Origin of the sequence: Bdellovibrio sp. ZAP7 (assembly GCF_006874645.1) — a bacterium.
In the GTDB taxonomy this organism is placed as follows: Bacteria; Bdellovibrionota; Bdellovibrionia; order Bdellovibrionales; family Bdellovibrionaceae; genus Bdellovibrio.
The window spans coordinates 3961784-3984415 of the sequence record NZ_CP030082.1; the positions used below are offsets into that span (position 1 = coordinate 3961784).

The 22632-nt window shown below is 43.7% G+C and carries 18 protein-coding genes; 9 read left to right on the forward strand and 9 right to left on the reverse strand.

Features of this window, described 5'->3' with window-relative positions; translation table 11 throughout:
• The first annotated feature begins 111 nt into the window (after nt 1–111).
• Complete coding sequence (gene tig, locus DOM22_RS19040; RefSeq protein ID WP_142701895.1) at nt 112–1425, forward strand: trigger factor; 1314 nt, start codon at nt 112–114, stop codon at nt 1423–1425.
• A gap of 66 nt (nt 1426–1491) precedes the next feature.
• On the opposite strand, the gene DOM22_RS19045 is transcribed toward tig, so the two are convergent.
• On the reverse strand, nt 1492–1878 hold the full coding sequence (locus tag DOM22_RS19045) for a hypothetical protein (protein ID WP_142701896.1): 387 nt from the start codon (nt 1876–1878) through the stop codon (nt 1492–1494).
• A gap of 120 nt (nt 1879–1998) precedes the next feature.
• Here DOM22_RS19045 and DOM22_RS19050 point away from each other — a divergent pair, with 120 nt between their 5' ends.
• A complete protein-coding gene (locus tag DOM22_RS19050; RefSeq protein ID WP_142701897.1) occupies nt 1999–3456 on the forward strand; it encodes a lipopolysaccharide assembly protein LapB in 1458 nt (485 codons plus the stop codon).
• Here the strand turns inward: DOM22_RS19050 and DOM22_RS19055 are convergent.
• The 7 genes from DOM22_RS19055 to DOM22_RS19085 all read right to left on the reverse strand — a co-directional run bounded on the left by DOM22_RS19055 (nt 3440) and on the right by DOM22_RS19085 (nt 9579).
• Nucleotides 3440–4450: an alpha/beta fold hydrolase gene (locus DOM22_RS19055; protein ID WP_142701898.1), complete on the reverse strand. Its 1011-nt coding sequence runs from the start codon at nt 4448–4450 to the stop codon at nt 3440–3442. The genes DOM22_RS19050 and DOM22_RS19055 overlap by 17 nt on opposite strands.
• Before the next feature lie 91 nt (nt 4451–4541).
• Nucleotides 4542–5120, reverse strand: a complete 579-nt coding sequence (locus DOM22_RS19060) for a hypothetical protein (RefSeq protein WP_142701899.1) — start codon at nt 5118–5120, stop codon at nt 4542–4544.
• A gap of 62 nt (nt 5121–5182) precedes the next feature.
• A complete protein-coding gene (locus tag DOM22_RS19065) occupies nt 5183–6562 on the reverse strand; it encodes a S41 family peptidase (protein ID WP_142701900.1) in 1380 nt (459 codons plus the stop codon).
• Nucleotides 6563–6566: 4 nt separating this feature from the next.
• Nucleotides 6567–7739 carry a murein hydrolase activator EnvC gene (locus tag DOM22_RS19070; RefSeq protein WP_246845759.1) on the reverse strand — a complete coding sequence of 391 codons (1173 nt, stop codon included), beginning with the start codon at nt 7737–7739 and terminating at the stop codon, nt 6567–6569.
• The gene (locus DOM22_RS19075; protein ID WP_210415652.1) at nt 7705–8604 is read right to left on the reverse strand and encodes an ABC transporter permease; all 900 of its coding nucleotides are present in this window, start codon (nt 8602–8604) and stop codon (nt 7705–7707) included. Before DOM22_RS19075 ends, DOM22_RS19070 begins: the two co-directional genes overlap by 35 nt.
• Nucleotides 8601–9263 (reverse strand): cell division ATP-binding protein FtsE, encoded by a 663-nt coding sequence (gene ftsE, locus DOM22_RS19080; RefSeq protein WP_142701902.1) that lies wholly within the window; start codon nt 9261–9263, stop codon nt 8601–8603. Before ftsE ends, DOM22_RS19075 begins: the two co-directional genes overlap by 4 nt.
• 61 nt (nt 9264–9324) lie before the next feature.
• Nucleotides 9325–9579, reverse strand: a complete 255-nt coding sequence (locus tag DOM22_RS19085) for a hypothetical protein (protein ID WP_142701903.1) — start codon at nt 9577–9579, stop codon at nt 9325–9327.
• Between the two features lie 121 nt (nt 9580–9700).
• Between DOM22_RS19085 and DOM22_RS19090 the strand changes: the two genes are divergently transcribed.
• The 6 genes from DOM22_RS19090 to DOM22_RS19115 all read left to right on the forward strand — a co-directional run bounded on the left by DOM22_RS19090 (nt 9701) and on the right by DOM22_RS19115 (nt 19901).
• The gene (locus tag DOM22_RS19090) at nt 9701–10435 is read left to right on the forward strand and encodes a YdiY family protein (RefSeq protein ID WP_142701904.1); all 735 of its coding nucleotides are present in this window, start codon (nt 9701–9703) and stop codon (nt 10433–10435) included.
• A 13-nt stretch (nt 10436–10448) separates the two neighbouring features.
• Nucleotides 10449–10916: a large conductance mechanosensitive channel protein MscL gene (gene mscL, locus DOM22_RS19095; RefSeq protein ID WP_142701905.1), complete on the forward strand. Its 468-nt coding sequence runs from the start codon at nt 10449–10451 to the stop codon at nt 10914–10916.
• Nucleotides 10917–11007: 91 nt separating this feature from the next.
• On the forward strand, nt 11008–12462 hold the full coding sequence (locus tag DOM22_RS19100; RefSeq protein ID WP_142701906.1) for a hypothetical protein: 1455 nt from the start codon (nt 11008–11010) through the stop codon (nt 12460–12462).
• A 78-nt stretch (nt 12463–12540) separates the two neighbouring features.
• Nucleotides 12541–15219 (forward strand): penicillin-binding protein 1A, encoded by a 2679-nt coding sequence (locus tag DOM22_RS19105; protein ID WP_142701907.1) that lies wholly within the window; start codon nt 12541–12543, stop codon nt 15217–15219.
• Nucleotides 15220–15239: 20 nt separating this feature from the next.
• Nucleotides 15240–18161 carry an excinuclease ABC subunit UvrA gene (uvrA, locus tag DOM22_RS19110; RefSeq protein ID WP_142701908.1) on the forward strand — a complete coding sequence of 974 codons (2922 nt, stop codon included), beginning with the start codon at nt 15240–15242 and terminating at the stop codon, nt 18159–18161.
• A gap of 21 nt (nt 18162–18182) precedes the next feature.
• Nucleotides 18183–19901 (forward strand): ABC transporter ATP-binding protein, encoded by a 1719-nt coding sequence (locus tag DOM22_RS19115; RefSeq protein WP_142701909.1) that lies wholly within the window; start codon nt 18183–18185, stop codon nt 19899–19901.
• 1 nt (nt 19902) lies between these two features.
• Here the strand turns inward: DOM22_RS19115 and DOM22_RS19120 are convergent, their stop codons facing one another.
• Nucleotides 19903–20835, reverse strand: a complete 933-nt coding sequence (locus DOM22_RS19120) for an alpha/beta hydrolase family protein (RefSeq protein ID WP_142701910.1) — start codon at nt 20833–20835, stop codon at nt 19903–19905.
• A gap of 225 nt (nt 20836–21060) precedes the next feature.
• Here DOM22_RS19120 and DOM22_RS19125 point away from each other — a divergent pair, with 225 nt between their 5' ends.
• On the forward strand, nt 21061–22620 hold the full coding sequence (locus tag DOM22_RS19125; RefSeq protein WP_142701911.1) for a sigma 54-interacting transcriptional regulator: 1560 nt from the start codon (nt 21061–21063) through the stop codon (nt 22618–22620).
• Nucleotides 22621–22632: the final 12 nt, after the last annotated feature.

Genomic DNA, 22632 nt, shown 5'->3' on the forward strand with positions numbered 1-22632 from the left:
TAAAAGTGTCTCTGAGCTTGGAAATATAGGCATTACGCATAGCATTATAAGGTGCCTTCAGAGAGGGCATACCCTACTATCCGACGGCTTTTAACATGTAGGAGTAATCGCATGAAATCAAACGTAGAAAAGGTTTCTAACCTTTCCAGAAAGATGAACATTGAAATCCCAGCTGCTGTTGTTGCGGCTTCTTTCAACAAAATGTTCATTAGCATCCAAAAAGACGTGGAAATCAAAGGCTTCCGTAAAGGTAAAGCTCCTTTGAACACAATCAAATCCATGTACGGCGATCGTGTAAAACAAGACGTTGTCCAAGACCTAGTTCAAAAACATTATGCGCAAGCATTGGAAGAGCACAAACTTGATCCTATCAGCTATCCAGAATTTGAATTCGCTGATGTGACTGCTGACAAAGACTTCTCTTTCTCTGCAGCATTTGATGTTCGCCCAGAAATCACTTTGAAAAAATACGAAGGTTTGGAAGTTGAAAAAGAAGCTTTCTCTTTCGACGCTAAAAAAGTTGACGACGTGTTGAACAACATCCGTTCATCTCGCGCAACATTCGAAACAGTAACTGAAGATCGCGCTGCTAAAAACGGTGACGTTGCAGTTGTTGATTTCACTGGCTTCATGAATGGTGCTCCACTTGAAAACGGCGCTGGCACTGACCACAACCTTGAATTGGGCGCAAAACAATTCATCGAAGGTTTTGAAGAAGGCGTTGTAGGAATGAAAAAAGGCGAAACTAAAACTTTGTCTTTGAAATTCCCAGATCCATACCACTCTGCAGAGCTTGCTGGTAAACCAGTTGAGTTCAAAGTTACTTTGAAAGAAATCAAAGCAAAAGTATTGCCTGAGTTGAACGATGAGTTCATCAAAACTTTGGGTGGACCAGAGTCTTTGGCTGACTTGAAAAAAACAATTCAAGAAGACCTTGAGCAAAACGACAAAAAACGTATCGAAGACGGTTTCAAAAACCGCACTTTGAAAACTTTGGTTAAAGAAAACCCAGTTGAAGTTCCTCCGTCTTTGTTGAAAGAACAAAAAGCTTCATTGGTTGAAGACTTCAAAAAACGTATGTCTGAACAAGGCATGGGCGAAGCTGACTTCTCTTCTTACGTTCAAAAATGGGATGCTGATTTCACAGCGACTGCAACTGAGATGATCCAATCTTCATTCTTGGTAGATGCTATTGCAAAGAAACATGATCTATTCGCGAAAAAAGAAGACTTGGATGCTAAGTTTGAAGAGTACGCAAAACAAACAAACATCGAAGTTTCTCGTATCAAAGAATTCTACGGCCGTCCTGACCAATCAAGCCGTTTGACTTACCAAATCACTGAAGAAAAAGTGATCAACTTCTTGAACAAAACTATCAAAGTTAAAGAAGTTCCAGCTGGTACATTCAAAGACGAACAAAACTAATTGTTCTTCTTAAAGTTGAAAAACTAAAAAAGGCTCTCGCAAGAGAGCCTTTTTCTTTTCGCACCATCACTTAACGTATTCGAAGATTCCATAGACCTCAGGGTTGCAGCTTCCCATAGAGATTTTATCTACCGTACCGGATACTTTAGTTAGTTCTTTATTAATTTTTGATCCCCTCATCAGTTGAAGGCGATAAACTTTTTCGACGGACTTCTCACCTGTCTCTGGGCTTTCAGTTTCGACCAAAATCGGCTCTTTTAGAATCAACGCCAAATAAGTCTCTCCGCACTTTTCTATAAGCCATTTATCATCATCGTCTGCGTTTTGACGAAACATTCTTGCAACTGTGCCTTCCAACTCCACAGGCTCCCAGGCCTTAATGACCGGGGACTTCGCCAGGGCATTTGTGGATGTCATCAATAAGATCATCATTAGTAAGCTTAAATTTTTCATAGGGTTCTCCTGTTTATTCTTCATTAAGTTGGCTTTCGTTTCGAGAAGACTTTTAGCTGATTGCGTTATCGATAAAAACTGATATTATGAGACGAAGGGTTTTGTCCCCGGGGTATGGCCGTGAACTATTTGAAAATAATTGAAGCCTCTGAAGAACTTCTTAGGAACGGCCAAGTAGCTAAAGCCGCTCAGAATTTTAAGAAAATACGACTCTCAAAAGTCGTTACAAAAGATGCCGTTCACGTGGCTCAATTCGCCCGCCGTACGGGGCAAATAACTGCCGGATTAAAAGTTTTACAACGGCAGATTTCAAAGAAACAAACTGTGGATAGGCAGAATCTGGAATTTAAAGCTGAGTATGCAAACGTGCTTACTCTCATCGGCTGCGTGACTGAGGCATTGGGCATCTTGGCAGAGGTGACTACCCAGTCAATCCCCGAAGCTCTGCTTGCAAAGTCCTGGTGTCACTTTGAAGTATGGGAGTATTCGAAAGCTATTCCTTTACTAAAAAAGTATGTGCGTGTTCAAAGCGATGAATATCTTCGTCTTGCTGGATATGTGAATTTAGCGGAAGCACTTCTCGGCGCTGGCGATCCGGTTTCTGCGATAGCAATCGCCACCAAGGCGGCTGCCGAAGCGAAACGAAAGTACTACACTCGTCTGCTTGCAAATGCTCTGCACATACGGGCGCAGGCTTATGAACTGCAACACGACCTTGCTAAATCGAATTCTGACTTGAAACAGGCAATGGAGATCTTTGGATCATCGCTGACCTCTGATGCCTTTCTGATCCGTCGTCAGATTGCCATCAATGATTCAATTCGAAATAAAAAGGCTGCTTCGCTCGTTAAAGCCAAAGATGAAGCTTTAGGATTGGGTGAATACGAAAGCTTAAGGCATCTTGATTATAAGAGTTTAGAGATTAAGTTTAACAACGAGGTGTTCAATCATCTTTACTATGGCTCCCCTTATGAACATTTTCGCACACGGCTTCTAAAACGATTTCCACAAGGCAAAATCCGCAGAAACTATATCTGGGGTGATAAATCCGGGACAGCGCTTGATCTATCTACGGAGAATGTCCACTTCGGTACAAAGTCTGTTGAAATTACTCCCCAAGTGCACCGACTTCTTTTGACTCTGATTAATGATTCCTACAATCCCGTGCGTATTGGTGGGATTTACTCTTCGAGTTTTCCAGGATCTCACTTTATAGCAGACCACTCCTCAACAGTGGTTCATCAGGCATTAAAGCGGTTGCGACAATGGTTTGAGGAGAACGAAATTCCCCTGACTGTTGAATGTACAAAACGCAGATACAGATTAATTCAGCTGAAGCCGGTCGGCATTATCTTATCGAAAGATTCGTTCAAGGAACTTGAGGGATTGTCGACGATTCAAAAGTTGAGACGTGCCTTTGTTATCGCGCATGAATTTGGGATGACTGATGCGATAGACGTGTTGGGTATATCAAAGGCCTCCGCTCATCGCGCCTTAGTCTCTGAGATAATGAGCGGAAATATTGAAAAGAAGCATAAAGGACGAAATACCAAGTACGTTATTAAAGCTGGGGAGTGAAGGCTTTCCAGAATTTTTCTGGGTTTTCGATGAATGGAGTGTGACCCATCCCTTCTAGGGAAATCAGTTTTCCTTTGGGAATTTTGCTGATCACGTCTTTCGCCATCTTTGGGTAGTTGCCCATTTTCTTTTTGTTTTCTTCTGGAGCCCAAGCTTTACCGATGGCTGTTTTGTCTTTTGTGCCAATAACTAGAACTGTCGGCACTTTTAGGTTTTTGAATTCATAGTAAACCGGCTGCGTGAAGATTGCCTCGGAGGTTAATGCTGACGTCCATGCCAGACGAGCCGAATCGGGACCTTCGAACCAACCTTGAGCAGGCACCAGGTATTTGTCGTATTCAGGTTTCCATTTGCCATCATAATAGTACTCCAACTGATATTTTTTAACCTTGTCGATATTGCCTGCGAGCTCTTGGGCATACAGTTGGTCGACACTTTTATACGTCGTTAAAGTTTTCCAGTCCTCAAGTCCCAATGGATCGATCATGAAAAGTTTCGTGATATTTTCGGGATACATCAAAGCATAGCGAGCCGCGAGCATTCCTCCCATGGAGTGGCCCAGCAGTTGGAATTTCGTGACCTTCAAATTGTCGAGCAGCATTTTTGAATAGGATGCCAAGGCGTGCAGTGAATATTGAAACATTTCAGGCTTTGTCGATTTTCCAAAACCGATTTGATCAATCATGATCACACGGTAGCCTTTGCCAACTAATACTTTCGCCATGTCTTCAAAGTAGTAACCTGAAAAGTTTTTTCCATGGAAAAGCACGATCACTTTGTCAGAACTTTTTTCTGGAGCCACATCCATATAGGCCATTTTCAAATCTTGGTTCTGTGCATGGAAAGAAAAATAAGAAACCGGGAATGGATAATTGAACTGAGTCAGTTCAGCATCAAAACCCTTCATAGGTGGCGGAGGCGCGGTCTCAGTCTTTGTAGATTGAGAAGCACAAGCCGATAAAACCAGAAGTGAAAGCAAAAGTATTTTTCTCATATCAATTCTCCCCAAAGGAAAATGATAGAAGACTCTGCCTGATTGAAAAAGGATTCTTTAATTCCGAGTGCGAAACATCAAGAGGGTAATATTAACGACAATTATTAAACTGTTGGAAGTAGCGTTGGCAAACGGAGTATTGGGAATTGCAGTCGTTCACGTCGGCGGAGTTGTAGTGGGTTGTTGGGCAGACGCGGGAGCTGTTGCGAGCGACGTTGATTGTTACGTCGCCTTGGCTTAGGGGTTCGCGATTGTTCTCGCCGTAAATTGCGTAGCTGATTTTATTTTTTCCGGCTGCAAGCAATGGCTTCTGGAACAGAGTCGAAATCCAAAGATTGATTCCGGCAGCGCTGCGTCCGCGAGATCCGTCGTAATTGTCTTCTTTGGTGCGAGTGGAACCGTCTTCACGAAGGTTGCGAAGTTCATAACGAACGGCGCGAGCGTCGCGTGGACCAACGAAGTAATCATAAGAAGCGGGATCTAAAACGACATCACGACATGTGAAAGTGGCTGCTCCCCCACCGTTGAAGCCTTCGCAAGTTACGTGAACTTGGCCTTCAATGGGAGTTGCTTTGAACTGGTTGCCTGACGAAAAACCCACAGGGTCAGCGGCCTGAACCACTGATCCCAATACGCTTACGCATAATAATGTGAGAATATTCTTAAACAAAGAGGCCCCTCCGCCTGCTAAAGTTGCAGTAGAGTAAGGCCCCTATTTTTCGGAATCAATAACTAGCGCGTCAAACCCTTCATGGTATTCCACGCCTTAAGATAGCTAAATGCTTGATATGCTTGGTAATCTTTCTTCAGGATATTGTCGCGAGGCGATAGTTTCTCGTCTTTTTTCGACCCCACGTCCTTCCACCAAGCAAGTGCGCCCTCTTCAGCACCCTTTTTAACATCAAGCTTTTCAGCCGCTTTTTCCTTATCGCCCTTCAAGTGACCTGCGATATCGCCCTCACGAGTGGACTGTTGTTTTTGGATCGACTTCGCAAAAACTTCCGGATCGATGTCTTCGATTTCCACATCTGGGTGGATACCTTCAGCTTGGATGGAAACACCACTTGGAGTGTAGTAACGAGCCACGGTCAATTTCAAACCGGAGCCGTCGCCCAACTTGATAACGGATTGAACGGAACCTTTACCGAACGTACGTTGACCGACAATCAAAGCACGTTTGTTATCTTGAAGTGCTCCAGAAACGATCTCACTCGCGCTGGCTGTGTATTCATTCACCAGGATCACAAGTGGAACATTCTGGTATTTGCCTTTTTTAGTGGCCATCGCCACTTCTTTTTCAGCTTTGTTACGACCAATTGTACTTACGATCACGCCTTCTTTTAGGAACATATCGCTGACTTTAACGGCCTGATCAAGCAAACCACCTGGATTTCTGCGCAAGTCCAATAACAAACCGTTGATTTGACCTTTGTTGTTTTTCATGTGATTTGCGATCGCTGTTTCAAGATCTTTACCTGTGTTTTCGATAAAGCTTGTGATTCTAACGTAAGCAAAACCATCACCCATGTCTGTGTATTTCACAGATTTGATTTTCACAACACCGCGAGTGATTGTGATATCGCGTGGTTTTTCTTCGTTTTCACGAACAACTCTTAAAACAATTTTGCTGCCTTTTTTACCTCGCATGAATGAGGACGCTTCAACCAAGCTCATACCTTTCGTGCTGTTACCATCGATGGCGATAACTTTATCGCCCGCTTTGATACCCGCTTGCCATGCTGGAGCATCTTCAATTGGAGAGATGATCGTTAAGATGCCATTTTGATTTGAAATCTCGATACCCAAACCACCGAACTCACCGCTCGTTTCGGTTTCGAAGTCTTTGAAAATATCCGGTGGCATAAAGTTCGTATGCGGATCCAACTCACGAAGCATCCCTTTGATCGCTCCGTACACCAACTTTTTCGTATCAGTTTCTTCGACATAGTATTGCTGAATCAAATTCAAAACTTTACTGAAGTTTTGTAGATCAGCGTAACGCTCTTGAGCGAATGCACGGACTTGAAAACCTGTTTCAGCCATTACGAAAAGGACCAGAAGCAGAATGCCTCCGAGAATATAGGTTTTCCAATAGCGTTTGATAGATTGCATGTGGTTAGAGTCCTTTCATCCACTGTTGCGGGTCGTAGGGTTCAGAAAAATGTCTGATTTCAAAATACAATCCCGAAGGATTATCTGCGGAGGCATCACCGGTTGTCGCTACAACCTGTGCTTGTGTGATTTCTTCGCCTGTCGTCACCTTAATTTCTTCAGCATGGGAATAGACAGAATAGTAGTGATCGCCATGATCCACAATAACTGTATTTCCAAATCCAGGAAGTTCGCCCACGTATGAAACTTTACCTTCAAACACGGATTTAACCGGACTTCCTTTAGCTGCCGATATGAAAATGCCTTTGCTCGTTAAAGTGTAAGGGTGATCCTTACCTTTCATAAGTCCAAATTTTTGCGTTACGACTCCAGCAAGAGGTCTTGGAAGCTCACCTTTTGAATCCAGAAAGGAGGCTTTGAATAACGTATCAAAAACCCCGGTGTCATCGATGTTGTATTGCGCTGATTTGGATTTGAGGTCGTTGATTTTGTTTTCAGCGAACATTTTGCTCTTACGAATGCCGCTTAAGAGTTTGTTTTTCAAGGATTGCTCAGCAACGAGCTTTTGTTCTTGGGTTGAGATACCGGCCTCAACAGCTTTCAGATTTTCCAAACGCTGAGAGATAGCTTTTCTTTTACTTTGCAGGTCCTGGACGTCGTGCCTGTATCCTTTGATTAATTCTAAATCTCGTTGAGCAACAATTCCTAGAATTTTTAGATTTCTGTCCAATGAAACGGAACTGTCAGCGTTCAGAATGAATCGTGCTAGGGGCTGGCCACCCAATTTGTAGATTGCTTTTAAACGCTCGGCCAATTGAGCCCGTTGAACTTTAGCTTTGGCTTCTAGCTCGTCCACTTTTTCCGTCAAATTTTTAATATTAACTTCCAAAAGTTCACGTTGTTGCGAAAGCGAGCTACGTTCCGTGACGGTCTTTTTGATCTTTTTATTGATTTCATAAAGTCCCGAAAGGACCTGACGTTGTTTAACTTCGACATCGGCGAGCTTTTGCTTTGTCGCTTCCATATCTTTGGTCAATGCATCGACCTTTTCTGCAGGCGTTGATTCAGGCGTCGCCGCCTGTGCCGCAGAAAATGCCATCGATATTGAAAGTGCCCCGAGGGCCAATGACCATTTCAAGTTTTTAGGCCCTTTGACTTGCGGCCGCGTAGCCGTCATTGATTCTTCTAACACAAAGGTAAGATGCCAACGCTCCCATCACTGTTCCACCGATGATTACCAGTGCAATAATCCATGGAGAGATAAAGCTGACTTGTTCACCAATTCTTAAGAAACTTAGGCGGGTATTCACAATGCTTTTTCCGACGGTGTACATTCCAAAGGCTATTCCCATGGAAAGTGTCGAGGCGATGAATCCTAGCAATGCACCTTCTTTTAAGAAAGGCTTGCGAATCATCGATGCCGTGGCACCGATCATCTCAAATACCACGATTTCATCTCGATGAACTTGAACGGAAGCGCGAATTGCATTCGACATCACGAAAATCGAGGCACACAGTACGACCACACCAACTAAATTCAGTGCAAGATTAATCGCTGAAACAAAAGCGCTGTATTTTTCAACCCAATCCTGACCATAACTAACATCATCAATGCCGGAGCGACCTTTTAAATCTGTCGCAATCGCCTGCAAGATACTGCTTTGAGCATCAGTTGCAATTTCCGTTTTCAGTTTCACTTGATAGCTAGAAGGAATCATTTTTAAAAGTTCATCATCTTTACTGATATCCGGTGCGTAACTTGCCAGTTGTGCGCGGAAATCAGAAAGAGCCTGATCTTGAGTCACCAACTTGAAGTTGCCGATGTCTTTGTGATTTTTAAAATACTTTTCCAGCTCATCGCGGCCTTGAGCTGAAATATCCGAGGATAAATAGACTGTCAGCTGAACATCTTCACCCCAATGGGTCAGAATGTTTCTGAAGTTTTTTGAAATCAGCAGAGACGTTGCCATGACAACGAAACAAGCCGTAACCACAATTAGCGTAGAAAATTTAAGAGCGAGGTTCTTTTGGGTAGGATTCACTTGGTGTCTCCCACGATAATTCCGTCTTTAAGTTCCAAAGTTCTTTTGTGGCGACGCTTAACCATTTCATGATCATGGGTGGCGACAAAGACAGTTGTCCCTTGAGAGCAAACTCTCTCCAGTAAATCCATGATCTCTTCGCTAAGCCTTGGATCCAAATTTCCGGTCGGCTCGTCGGCAATCAAAACACCTGGCTGATGAACGATGGCTCTGGCAATTGCGGTTCTTTGCTGCTCACCGCCGGAAACAAAATCAGGATACTGATCATGTTTGTGAGCCAGTCCCACTTGCTCCAAAACTTCATAGACCTTGCGTTGAATTGCTGGAGTTTTGTCGCCACGAATTTGCAATGGCAAAGCGACATTTTCGAATAACGTGCGATCTTTCAGAAGCTTGAAATCCTGAAAGATAACACCGATTTTTCTGCGAAAGAATGGAACTTGTCCATTGCGAATTTCACCCAGATCATATCCCGCGACTTTTACTTCACCAGATGTGGCTAAATCATAAGCAGAAATCATTTTGAAGAGCGTAGTTTTACCTGCACCACTGGGTCCCGTTAAAAATACAAATTCACCTTTGTCGATTTTCAAATCGATATTTTTTAAAGCGTGAACGGGCCCTGGATAGGTCTTATATACGTGGGAGAATTCAATCATTTCTCTATCTTATGAAAGATAAAGACTTATTCATACTCGCCCGAAGTCGAGGTTTTCAGGATTAAGGCATACCACCTGACATCAACGTATCAATGATTGTTGAATGCTGGCGATGAAGGGCTTGTTTTATTGCTTCAGCCGGTTGATTGGAGCCGACTTGCAGAACTCTTTCGTGAGGAGTTTTAATCGTTTTCAAAACCGCACCGTTGCAAAAAATACGACTGACCAAGAATGGATTCGCCATTCCCCAATCCTCTGTTTGAATGTGGTATTTCTGTCCGCGTACTGTGATATCCGAATTGAAACCTTTTTGCATTTCTACAAACCTCGAACTTCAATTTAGCAAAAAAACGTCGCGATCTCATCAAATTTTTATATGCGCGGTGTTTTGACTCTTCAGGCAAGACACATACTAAATGTCTATGGAGGTAACTATTATGAAGTTCGTTTCTGTTCTATTTATTCCTATTGTTGTAGCTCTATCTTTGGTCGCAAAAGCACAAACACCTGCGCCAACTGAGCCTCCACCATTTTCTGGCGAAGCTGAAGCCGGAGCCATCATGGTAACTGGCAATTCTGATTCAGAGAACTATGCGGCCAAAGGAAAAGCGGCTTATAAAGCCGGCAAAAACATCTACACTTTAAGTGGTCAATATATTCGCACTGAAGCCAACTCTGTTGAAAGCGTACGCAATTGGAATGCAGGGGCTCGTTATGATCACGAGTGGACTGATTATCTTGGCTTCTTTGGTAGTCAAAAAGTCGAGAGTGATATCTATTCTGGTTACTTGCAACGTGATTCGACAGATATCGGTTTGAAGTACTGGCTGACAAAAACAGACAGCTTCGACTGGACTCTTGAAGCCGGTTATCGTTATTCAAAAACTCAAAATGTTTTGGTTGGCACTACATACGACCAATTGATCCGTATTTACACCGAGATCAACGCGAAAATCGACAAAGAATTTTCGTTCAAGTACTGGATCGAATACTTGCCAAACATGACTCGTGCAGACGCCTATCAGGTAAATACCGAAGCTTCGATCAATGTTATGTTAAATTCCATCTTCTCATTGAAGCTAGCTTACTTGCTACAATATCAAAACGAACCTGCTCCTCCGGGAGAATACAGCACAACCACGACAACTTTGAATCTTGTCGCGAAATTCTAGAAAGGATTTTGTCATGATGAAGGAATTTAAGACCTTTTTAATGAGAGGGAACGTTTTAGACTTGGCAGTCGGTATCATCATCGGTGCCGCCTTCACTAAAATCGTAGGCTCATTTGTCAGCGATATGTTGATGCCAGTTTTAAGTTTGGGCATGGGCAAAATCGATTTCTCGAATCTGTTTGTCGCACTGAATGGTGAATCTTATGCAACTTTAGCAGCAGCTAAAGCTGCTGGGGCGGCCACTCTTAATTATGGCGTCTTTCTGAATGCAGTTATTGATTTCGTGATTGTTGCTTTTGCAATTTTCATGATCGTAAAAGCGGCAAATCGCTTCAAAAAAACAGAGGAAGCAACTACCTCAACGAAGCCCTGTCCTGAATGTTTGACGACGATTCCCCTTGCGGCACGCAAATGTTCTGCTTGCGGAAGTTTGCAAACAAGTGGCTCGATAACTGGAAAAACGTCCTCGATGAACGTCTAGTGTTTCATATTGAGACGTAAACTTTCCCCCGAAAAGTGACGATAATAGGCACTGCAATTGCATCCATATATAGTCATCAGGGGGAAAGACAATGTATTCCAAATCACAGACGACGAAGAAGACATCTGTTAATCTTTTTATCAGCATCATATCTTCTTTAGTTATGATGGGTTACACAGCCAGTGCGCAAACTTCCGGGACCTCATCGGGTTCTTCAAGCTCTACTTCTTCAAACAATCAAAACTCACAGCAGCAATATCCTTACCCAGTGATGACTTCTTATTCCGAAGGGCAAACGTGTAATGACCTACGCTCCAGATACAGCTCTGCCCGTAGAGATATGTTGAGACTTTGCAAAGATGCAGGCGCCGGTGCCAGTTGTGTGGATAAAATTGACTCCTGTAATACTGAAGCCAGTGATACTGGCGGCATCAATCTTTATCAAACTTTAGGTACGGCTGTGGGCGCTGATAATGCGTTGGGAACGGCACTTGGGGTTATGGGTCAAAGCAGTAATGTGGGCGGTGGCTGCCCTCAATTCTCGTTTCAAGATTACTTCAGCAAGAAAAAAGAATATCAAGAAGACCTTGATAAAACTGAAGAAGACTTAGCAAAACTATCTGATGAAAAAGCGGATATTCAAGCCGACTTTAATAAAAAGATTTCTGACCTTCAAGAGGATCTGAACAAAGCTCAAGAAGATCTGGAGAAAACCAAAGATCAAATCTCTAAGGACAAATTGGAGAACACACAGAAGCTTCAAGAAGCACAAAATGCTGCTAAAGATTCAATGCGCTCTCAAGCTACAACTTTGCTTGATCTGCACGGTAAGCTGATCACTTCGCAGCGTGATAAATCGCTCAATATGATTGCACTGACAGAGGCATCCGCAAAAAGAGCCTGTATGAAAACTGTGAATGAAATGAAATCGCAGTGGCAAAAAGATGGCGCATTGAGCGGATTCAGCTCTGGGACTATGATCGCCAAAGCTAAGCGCTTAAAGCAAGATTTGATCGATACATGGAACGATTGCATGACAGTTTACGATCAGAAAAAGCAAGCTTTACTTGAATCCAAAAAACAAGAAGAAGACATGCTTAGAAAGCAAATTCAAGACACCACTGAGTCTATGGCTCAAACAAAAGATTCTATGGATTCTGCAGAAGCGAATATGGCGCAAATGAATGCCTTGGCAGACAAGCAACAAACTCAGGCTGAAACTAATATGAAGAACACCCAAACTGCGATCCAAACTAAAATGACCGCAGCGAAACAAGAGTTGGAACAAAAACTTCAGACATTGGCGACCAAGACTACGAACTACAGTCAAAAGATCAATCGCTTGAACACTCAATTATCAAGTCTAGGTGCTGTTCCTCCTTCCGGAGCGACAACGACTGCTCCGCAAGTAGCGGATGAAGTGTCGGGTCTTCAAGAAGAGATGAATGAAATCATCGCACAGGCGAAAGATTTGACCCAAGTGAACTGTTCAATTGGGAAAAGTGCCTCCAGTTCCTCAAGGTCCTCGTCTGGACTTAAGGAATAGGTGACCAAAGACCAGTATCCCTAGACCCTCACCTTTTCGACTGATAGAATGGGGCTTCGTTTAAAGGAGCCCCAAACAGTGTTAAAAAAAATCATCCTGGCATTCGTCGCTCTCTGTGTTCTTGGTGTTGTCGGCGCCGTTCTTGCCTATCAATCTGTTAAAGCAAGTCTTCCGCAAATCATCACTGTTCAAGATTATAAGCCACAACTGGTAAGTCAGGTTTATGATCGCAATGGCAAAAAAATTGGTGAGTTCCTTAATCAGAAACGCACACTGGTAACTTACGATAAAATTCCCAAAGATCTGGTGCATGCATTCTTAGCGGCCGAGGACGATCAGTTCTTCCAGCATAAAGGGATTAATCCCCAGGCGATTTTCCGTGCGGCTCTTGCCAACCTTCGCGCAGGTCGTTCGGTGCAAGGTGGTTCTACGATCACACAGCAGGTTGCTAAAACCCTGATGCTGACTTCGGAAAAAACCCTGACCCGTAAACTTCGCGACATCATGCTTGCGATGGAAATGGAAAAAAACCTTAAGAAAGAAGACATCCTGTTTCTTTACCTGAATCAGATTTATTTCGGTGAGGGCGCTTACGGTGTTGAACAAGCGGCACAAACTTATTATCGCAAACCCGTTTCAAAATTAACTTTGCCAGAGATGGCCATCCTTGCGGGTCTGCCTCAAGCTCCGAGCGCTTACAGTCCGGTTCGTAATCCACTGCGCGCCAAAGAAAGACAAACTTACGTGCTTCGCCGTATGGCTGAAGTTGGCTTCATCACTAAAGAGCAATCGGATAAAGCCATCAAAGAACCCGTTAAAGTTTTTGTTCGCGAGAACTACGAAGAGTACGCTCCGTTTTACCTAGAAACTGTTCGCCAAATGTTGGTTGCACAAATTGGCGCAGACATGGTTTTAAATAAGGGTCTTCGCATCTACACCAGCCTTGATCTTCAAAAACAGTTAGCAGCCCAAGAGTCTGTGATGGCCGGACTTAAGAGTTTGGATAAACGTCAGGGCTTTCGCGGACCGATCAAGAATCTTTCTTCTGAAGACGACATAGAAAAATTCCTGACGGATGAGCGTAAAAAACTTATCGGGGAATCAACTCCTGAACGTACGATTCTTCCCGATGGTAAATTTGCGGACCTCGTTCCTAAAGTGGATGAAAAAGCCGCGAAGGAACACCCGCTTCTGCCTTCATACATCAAACTTAAGGACTCTGTTCAAGGGGTTGTTCAAGCTGTAGATGACGCTGCGGGCTTGGTTTACGTTAAAATTGCTGATACTCAAGGGTTGATTGATTTCGATTCGATGACTTGGGCACGTAAACCCGATTCCGATAAGCGCTATGATTTAAGTACCATTAAGAAACCGTCTGATGCTTTAAAGAAAGGCGATGTGATCTTAGTGAAGGTGACTGCTGATAAGTTCTCTCCTTCTAAAAACGTAACTCCGAAAAAAGGCGCTGCTGAAGTAAAACTTCCAGATTTCAACAAGTATGTGGATTTGGAGTTGGATCAGGAGCCGTTGGTAGAAGGAGCACTTCTTTCCTTCGATCAGGATTCTCAAGACGTATTAGCGATGGTGGGTGGAACAAGCTTTGCGAAAAGTGAATTCAACCGTGCGATTCAAGCTCCCCGTCAAACCGGTTCTTCATTTAAGTCTATCGTCTATGCTTCCGCACTGGATAAGGGCTACAACCCAGCGACTCCGATCATGGATGCTCCTCTAGTGTTTGAAGGCTCTGCTGGTGATGAAGAAGGTCAAGGTGATGCCAAGGAATCCAAAGCCTGGAAGCCAGCGAATCACTCGAAAAGTTTCGGTGGTGATATCATCGTTCGAAATGCACTTTCTCAATCTTTGAATATCCCGGCTGTTAAAGTAATCGAAGATGTTGGTGTCCCTTGGGCCATCGAATATTCTCATCGTTTGGGATTATTCAGTCCGCTAAATCCTGACTTTACATTGGTTCTGGGTTCATCAAGTGTGACCTTATACGAAATGACAAAGGCCTTTTCAGAATTGGGTCGCTTGGGTAAACGCACTCGCCCAATGCTGATTCACAAAGTGACTGATGCTGATGGCAAAACGATTTTAGAAAACGTGTCTTTGGACGCGCGCTTTGAAAAAGAGATGAAACCATACGAGGAAGATTTTGAAAACCGTCGCAAAGAATATTTGCAACTTGTTTCTGAGCCCGCAAAATTGGAAGAGTTTAAAAAGAAAGATCCTAAGAAAGCGGCTTTGGCTGAAAACTTGTTCTTCCAGGATCCTGATCAATTGATCAAGCCGACAACCGCATTTGTCATGACATCCCTTCTTCGTGGAGTGGTTGAAGACAAGAACGGTACGGGCGCAAGAGCTCGTGCTTTGGGTCGCGAAGTTGCTGGTAAAACCGGAACGACGAACAATTACTATGACGCGTGGTTCATTGGATATACTCCACAAATCGCAACTGGTGTGTGGGTGGGCTTTGACAAAGAGAAAAGTCTAGGTAAAGGCGAGGTGGGTGGCCGCTCCGCATTGCCAATTTGGGTAGATTACATGAAAGCAGCCCATGAAGGACTTCCCCAAGTGACTTTCCCAGTACCAGATGGTATCGTGTTTGCGAATATTGACAGTGAAACTGGCAAACTTGCAAATGCATCAACAAAAAATATTCTGCGCCAGGCCTTCGTTGAAGGAACAGAACCGACTGCTGCTTCCAGTAAGCAAGAAGAAGCAACAGACTTTTACAAACAGGATTTGTCTGAGTGAAGGATATCCACCTCTGGGGTGTGAAACAGAACAATCTTAAGAACATCGAGGTCAAGGTCCCAGTTGGTAAAATGACTGTGATCTGTGGCCCGAGTGGTTCAGGGAAATCCTCTCTGGCGTTTGAAACTTTATTCGCCGAAGGTCAACGCCGCTTTATCGAGAGCATGTCAAACTATGCTCGTCAGTTTCTAAATAAAGCACCTAAGCCTGATATCGAAGGCATTAGCAATATTCCGCCAGCAATTTCGATTGAACAAAAAAACACGGTGAAAAGTTCCCGCTCTACTGTTGGAACAACAACTGAGATCATCGATTACTTGCGCCTGCTTTACGAAAAAATCGGTAAGTCCTATTGCCCGACACATGGGTGCCCTACTGAAAAAGAAAGTGTCACTGAAGCCACTTCCAAGGTGATTAATGAGTTCAGTGGTAAACGTGGCTACATTCTGGTTGAGATCTCTGAAAACGGTCGTGTAGCACAAGCCAAGAAACTGCACTCCTTGCTTTTGCAGGACGGTTACTTGCGTATCTATATTCCTAAAGTTCAACCCTCGGTAAAACCCGTTGCCATTAAAAAAGCCACTCTTAAAAAAACCAAAACCAAGGGTGCTGTTAAAAAGACTGTCGAAGAAGTTATTAGCATTCCCATCGCTCCCTCTGGTTTAACCAATGAGGAAATGGGAACTGTTGTTGAGATCGGCGATCCCGCTGCTATTAAGAAAGGACTTCCTAAAGAGACGTTCTATCTGATCATCGATCGCATGAGTTTCAATGAAGACGAACGGGGTCGCATTGCAGACTCGATGACTCAAGCTTATGAGGCGAGCATCAAATACAATTCAAATTTGATTTCTCGAAAAGCCACGGTTCTTACGACTGAGGGCCAACGCCTGCAGGTCAGCGAAGAGTCCTCGTGCCCGATTTGTGGTTACACTCCTCCGCCATTGACTTCACGTTTATTCAGCTTCAATTCACCGATTGGTGCGTGCCCAACTTGTAAAGGTTTTGGAAATATTTTGGATGTCGACGAAGCCAAAGTAGTTCCAAACCCTGCGATGAGTTTAGCCCAAGGAGCTCTTTCACCTTTCTGGATGCCAAGTGCTGCCCATGAAAAAAAGCAGCTTCTGGCTTACTGTAAAAAGGCTAAAATCGACATTCACACTCCTTGGCAGGATTTGCCGAAAGCTCACCGTGAAGTGATCTGGAATGGTGACGACGATTTCTTTGGTGTACGTGGATTATTCGAGTACTTAGATCAAATTAAATACAAAATGCATGTTCGTGTGTTCATTGCACGCTTCCGTAGTCCTTTCTTGTGTCCGACTTGCAAGGGTGCGCGACTGCGTGAAGAAGCGAATCATGTTTTGGTGGGTAGCGCGAACATCAACGAACTGTCTTCGATGATTATCGAAGATTTGAATGCGTTCTTCCAAAAAATTGAACTTCCCCCCCATCAGGTTGAGGTTGCCGGTGAAATTCTAAAGCAAATCCGTTCGCGCCTTGAATTTCTGATGCGCGTGGGCGTGCACTACTTGTCACTGAACCGTGAAACCAGAACCTTATCTGGTGGTGAATACCAACGTTTGATTTTGGCAAATCAGCTGGGCATGGGACTATCGCAGGCACTTTACGTGTTAGATGAACCGACAGTTGGTCTACATCCACGTGACAATGATCGCCTGATTTCAATTCTTAAAGACTTAAAAGAGCTCGGTAACACTCTGGTCATCGTTGAACATGATCATGATGTGATTAAAGCCAGCGAAAATATTATCGAGATGGGTCCTGGATCTGGATATCTTGGTGGAGAAGTCGTTTACTCTGGCCCCACTAAGGAATTTTACAAATATGACAAATCCAACACAGTTCCATATTTATTAGACAATAAGCATTCTGCAAATTTGCGTACGATTCGTCCGGTGGATATCGATACTTACAAAGTAAAAATCGAACTTAAAGGCGCCAAGGGACATAATCTAAAAAACCTAGATGTCGTCTTTCCTTTGAATCGTCTAGTTACTGTGACGGGTGTCAGTGGTTCGGGTAAATCGACTTTAATTTCAAAAACACTGTATCCCGCTTTAGCGCGGGCTCTGGATATTGAATATCTTCCGGCACAAGAGTACGGCGGCATCGAGGGTGTTGATCACATCAAGAATGTCTTGTTGATTGACCAATCCCCTATCGGTAAATCTGCGCGCAGTTCGCCGATCACTTACCTTAAAGCATTTGATGCGATTCGCACAATTATGGCGACGACGCCTGAATCTCAAGCGCGTGGTTACACTCCAGGAACATTCAGTTTGAACGTGGATGGCGGTCGTTGCCCTGCTTGCAAGGGAACAGGCTTTGAAGAAATCGATATGATGTTCATGGATAACGTCGTGATCCCGTGTGACGTTTGCGATGGAAAAAAATATCGCAATGAAATTCTGGAAATTCAGTACAAGAATAAAAATGTCTCTGAAATTCTGGCAATGACAGTTAATGAAGCGATGAATTTCTTTGTGGCTCACCCGAACATTCGTAAGCCTTTATCTGTCTTAAAAGAAGTGGGTCTTGATTACCTGCAGCTAGGTCAACCTGCGAACTCTCTGAGCGGTGGTGAATCTCAACGTCTGAAAATCGCTAAAGAGCTGTCTCAGGTCCAACAAAAGGCCACCCTGTATATTTTGGATGAACCAACCACGGGACTTCATTTCCGCGAGGTCGACTTGCTAATGAAAGTCCTCAATAAGCTTATAGAATCAGGCGGCAGCGTCGTTGTGGTAGAGCACAACTTGGATGTGATCCGTGGCTCTGATTATGTTATTGACCTCGGCCCCGAAGCGGGTAAAAAAGGCGGTAATATTGTTGCCCAAGGGTCCCCTGATGACATCATCAAGGCCAAAAAGAGTCTGACGGGGCAATACTTAAAACGCTATATCGACGGGAATGCATAATACCCGCGAGACGGAAGTGGAATGCTACCTGAAATCAAAAAGTTAGTTGCAGAAATTAAACCTCACAAAAGCAGAATGACTGTGGTGGCAATTACGGGAATCCTGAATGCCCTAGCAACAGCTCGCGTAGCCTTACTAACTAAAGTCCTTTTCGACGCACTTTCTGCGAACAATCAGCAAGAATTGATGAAACAAGTACCCATCGTTATTGGTCTTGGCTTCATTCAAGCGCTCTCTCGTTACTACCATATCTACAACATGAATTATATTTCTGAAGCCGTGGTCACCCGCATCCGCGAAAAACTTCAATACAAATTCATGACCTTAAACTTGTCGTTCCATAATAACTACGCAGCAGGTTCTGGTGGTTTGATCAGCCGGATTTTGAATGACATTAAAACAATTCAAGATGGCTTGCGTGTTATCGCCGATATTTTCCTGTATCCATTATTGCTTGTTGGCTTGCTGATCAATTTGATTATCATCGACTGGAAGCTGACTCTTTCTGTTCTTATCATCGCACCGGTGATCGGAATTATCTTGAAGTCCATCGCACGAAGCATGCGCAAGTATATTCCCCGCGAACGTGAAGCTCTGGAATACATGACATCCACAATCAAAGAAAGCCTGGACGGCGTTCGTGTTATTCAGTCATTCAATCTTGAAAAAGACATGGCTAAGAAATTGGAAGATCAGGGCGCAAACTATCTTTCCATCCGTAAGACCGTTTACAAACGTCAAGAGGCTTCGGGCCCTGCGACTGAATTTATCGCGACAGCCCTAATTCCGATGATCTTGATCTACAACAGTTACGAAATCGCCGCTGGCCGTGGCACTGCCGGTAATATTATTGGTTTCATCGCCTCGTTGTTGATGATCAATGCTCCGATTAAAAAAATTCAGGAAGCTTACGTGCGTATCCAAGAAGTCGTCATTTCAGTTCGTCGTATTTTTGAAATCATCGACAACCCTTCCGAAGTTCCTCAAACTGCCAATCCAGTTGCCTTCCCTAAGGACTGGAAAAAAATTGTTTATAAAGACGTGAGCTTTGCGTATGGCAAGGAAATGATTCTTAAGAATGTAAACCTTGAAATCAATCGCGGCGAAGTGGTTGCCTTAGTCGGCGCCAGCGGCAGCGGTAAATCTACGATCGTCAATTTGCTTGAAAGATTTTTCGATGCCACATCTGGTGAAATTCTGATTGATGGCGTGAACATCAGAGACATTGGCTTGGTTGAACTTCGCCGCAATATCGCCTTGGTAACTCAAGACGTGTTCTTGTTCAGCGATACAATCGAAAAGAATATCTGGGCCGGTGATTATAACCGTGACCGTGAAGACGTTCAGAAAATGGCGAAACTTGCCAACGCCCATGACTTCATCATGAAAACTCCTCAAGGCTATCAAAGCCGCGTGGGAGATCGCGGAAACTTGCTTTCAGGTGGAGAAAAACAACGTGTGAGTATTGCGCGCGCGATGTTCAAAGATGCACCAGTCTTGATTCTGGATGAAGCGACAAGCGCACTGGATACTGCCAGTGAAATTGAAGTTCAAAAAGGCCTTGATCACTTGATGGAAGGTCGTACGGCTTTGGTGATTGCTCACCGTCTGTCGACAATCCAAAAAGCAGATAAAATCGTCGTGATGAGAGCCGGCGAAATCGTGGAAATTGGCACTCATGCAAGCCTTCTTTCACTAAAAGGCGAGTACCATAACTTCCACAGCCTTCAGCACAACTAATTTACTTAAACTGTTCTGAAAGCCACTTCATCACATGCGGCATACGGCAACTCCAATATGATGTCGCATGTGAGTTGTCTGTACCGCAATCCTTAATACCAATTTCAAACTCTGGATGAGCTTTCTTAAGCTCTTCGATGAACTTCCTAGTATCCGGAGTGTCATTCAGAAATGGATCTTTTGAACCAATCTCCAGACGGAAGTTTTTAAACGGCAAACAACGGTCGCTGCCGGGTTTTTTTAATTTCTCACAAATATGACGGGCACTGCGCTCTTCAAAGTCTTTTCCCACACCATAGGAATAATAGTCTTCTTTGGGTTGCGAGCTGTTGCTATTGGGAGTCCAAATCTCTGCTGGCGTTCGAAATACGGGGCTCATTGAATAAACTGTGCACACCAGCTTGGGGTTGCTTAGCCCCAACTGCAAAGCCCCGTTGCCACCCATGGAAATTCCAAACAAAGCGCGATCACAAGGTTCATTCTTAACGACAGGATACTTTTTCTCTATGTGCTTAATCAGATCCTTAGTCACCATGTCGGCCGTCTTCACTTTAGAAATTGCACCATTCATCCAATAGTGACTCTGTCCATTGGGAGCAAAGATCAAAAAGGGTCTGCCGCCCTCACGTACGACTTTGTCATAGGATTCAAGTCCACCCGTATAGATTAGTGAATCTTTGTCACCACCCCTGCCATGCAAAAAGATCGCATAAGGGTACGACGACCCCCCATCCGGCGAGTATCCTGGAGGCACAATAACGTTGTATTCGACTTTCTTTTTTAAACTTTGTGAATAAAAACTGTTCGAAAAACAACGCGTGATAAATATCCGTTGGTTCAAAATCTTTTCATCGAATGGCTGACATTTTTCCGAGTTGGCGAATCCAAAAGATGAAAACAGAAAAATTGAAGTAACAAGAATTAGACATTTCATATTCGTCTAAGATAGCACATCACATTTTCGTTTCAATTTGAGTCAGCCATTAAACATCGGAAATTACGAAGATATTCAGTTTGTTTTCAATTTCTCGTCTCGGTTTGAACTAGACCAAAGACTGAATTGCATGATGTTTCGACACAACCCTCAAGTCCGTCTAGTTTCTTGACGATAAAAATATCGACAGTTTGAAAGTTACAGAAAATTGAAAGGGAGTTTGAAATGATTAATTGGGATGAGTTTGAACATATACATGTTATTAAAAAACTCAAACATATCCTTAGCGCATGGTGGAACATTGACGTTGTATTCACTGATGAGCGCGGGACACTTAGAGGGTTCGACTCCGGTAAAGCGGGCTTCAACAATCCTGCTATTGCAGCTTTGATGAATAAAGAAGCTGGCCAAGCTAGCGTTGCTGAGCTTGTAACTAAATCACTTGATGATCTTCGTACTTCTCAAAACCGCTTCTCCCTGCGCAAATGGGACATGGTTGGTTTCGACGTAGGTGTCTTCCCAATCATGATCGAAAATGATTGCGTTGGTACGGTTGTGGCGATGGGCTTCTTCCGCGAAGCGAATTTCTCTTCTCGTATGACAGAAATTCGTGAGCGTCTAGCAGCTTTCGGTATGTCTGGCGAAGTGATTGAAAAATGCTTGGGTAAATTGAAATTCATGGATGACCATGAGCGCACACACTTCACTGAGGTTTGTGAATTGGTTGCTCAAGAGATCGTGACTCTTCACCTTGAGATCTCTTCTCGTGAAGATCGCATCAAAGAATTGAATAAAGAGCTTGGTAACAGATTTAAATACGACAACATGATCGGTAAATCCAAACCAATGCAATCTCTGTACGCTTTGCTTGATAAAATCAAGGGTGCAGATTCAACAGTTCTTGTTCAAGGTGAAAACGGTACGGGTAAAGAGTTGATCGCTAAATCGATCCACTATAACTCTCACCGCAAAGACAAGCCGTTTGTTATTCAAAACTGTTCTGCATTCAATGACAACTTGTTGGAATCAGAATTGTTCGGTCACGTGAAGGGTTCATTTACCGGCGCTTTGAAGGACAAAAAAGGTCTTTTCGAAATGGCCGACAAAGGAACTTTCTTCCTGGATGAGATCGGTGATACATCTCCACAAATGCAAGTTAAGCTTCTTCGCGTATTGCAAGAAGGCACTTTCACTCCAGTTGGTGCGACTGAAATGAGAAAAGTTGACGTTCGTATCGTTGCGGCGACGAACAGAAACCTTAAAGAGATGGTCGAGCAAGGTACATTCCGTGAAGACTTGTACTATCGTTTGAATGTTATCAACATCCGCGTTCCGCCTCTTCGCGAGCGTAAAGAAGACATCCCGTTCTTGACGGATTTTTTCTTGAACAAAATCCATGAAGCTCAAGGTGGTGTAAAACACCAATTGACGAAACGTGCTCTTGAAAAATTGTACGACTATCCATGGCCAGGTAACGTTCGTGAATTGCAAAATGAAATTGAAAGACTTTGTGTTCTTTCCGGCGAAGAATCAAAATTGATGGGTGAATTGCTTTCCCCAAAAATTTTGGAAGCTGGTGAGAAAAATAAAGTTCAAGGTTCCCGTTTGCAAGGTAAGTTGAAAGACGCTTTGGAAGATCTAGAGCGCGAAATGATCCGTGAGGGTCTTCGCCGCACAGGTTGGAACAAATCGAAACTTGCTAAAGAATTGGGTATCAGTCGTGCAGGTCTTATCATGAAAGTCGAAAAATACGGCTTGGATAAGCGTAAGATCGCTCGCGCATAATTGGGCAAGCAC

Excerpts from the sequence above, each read along its gene's own strand:
- DOM22_RS19085 (WP_142701903.1), bottom strand. The coding sequence starts at position 9,579 with ATGCAAAAAGGTTTCAATTCGGATATCACAGTACGCGGACAGAAATAC.
- DOM22_RS19090 (WP_142701904.1), top strand. The coding sequence starts at position 9,701 with ATGAAGTTCGTTTCTGTTCTATTTATTCCTATTGTTGTAGCTCTATCT.
- ftsE (WP_142701902.1), bottom strand. The coding sequence starts at position 9,263 with ATGATTGAATTCTCCCACGTATATAAGACCTATCCAGGGCCCGTTCAC.
- DOM22_RS19070 (WP_246845759.1), bottom strand. The coding sequence starts at position 7,739 with ATGACGGCTACGCGGCCGCAAGTCAAAGGGCCTAAAAACTTGAAATGG.
- mscL (WP_142701905.1), top strand. The coding sequence starts at position 10,449 with ATGATGAAGGAATTTAAGACCTTTTTAATGAGAGGGAACGTTTTAGAC.
- DOM22_RS19065 (WP_142701900.1), bottom strand. The coding sequence starts at position 6,562 with ATGCAATCTATCAAACGCTATTGGAAAACCTATATTCTCGGAGGCATT.
- DOM22_RS19055 (WP_142701898.1), bottom strand. The coding sequence starts at position 4,450 with ATGAGAAAAATACTTTTGCTTTCACTTCTGGTTTTATCGGCTTGTGCT.
- DOM22_RS19100 (WP_142701906.1), top strand. The coding sequence starts at position 11,008 with ATGTATTCCAAATCACAGACGACGAAGAAGACATCTGTTAATCTTTTT.
- DOM22_RS19115 (WP_142701909.1), top strand. The coding sequence starts at position 18,183 with ATGCTACCTGAAATCAAAAAGTTAGTTGCAGAAATTAAACCTCACAAA.
- DOM22_RS19120 (WP_142701910.1), bottom strand. The coding sequence starts at position 20,835 with ATGAAATGTCTAATTCTTGTTACTTCAATTTTTCTGTTTTCATCTTTT.
- DOM22_RS19125 (WP_142701911.1), top strand. The coding sequence starts at position 21,061 with ATGATTAATTGGGATGAGTTTGAACATATACATGTTATTAAAAAACTC.
- tig (WP_142701895.1), top strand. The coding sequence starts at position 112 with ATGAAATCAAACGTAGAAAAGGTTTCTAACCTTTCCAGAAAGATGAAC.
- DOM22_RS19045 (WP_142701896.1), bottom strand. The coding sequence starts at position 1,878 with ATGAAAAATTTAAGCTTACTAATGATGATCTTATTGATGACATCCACA.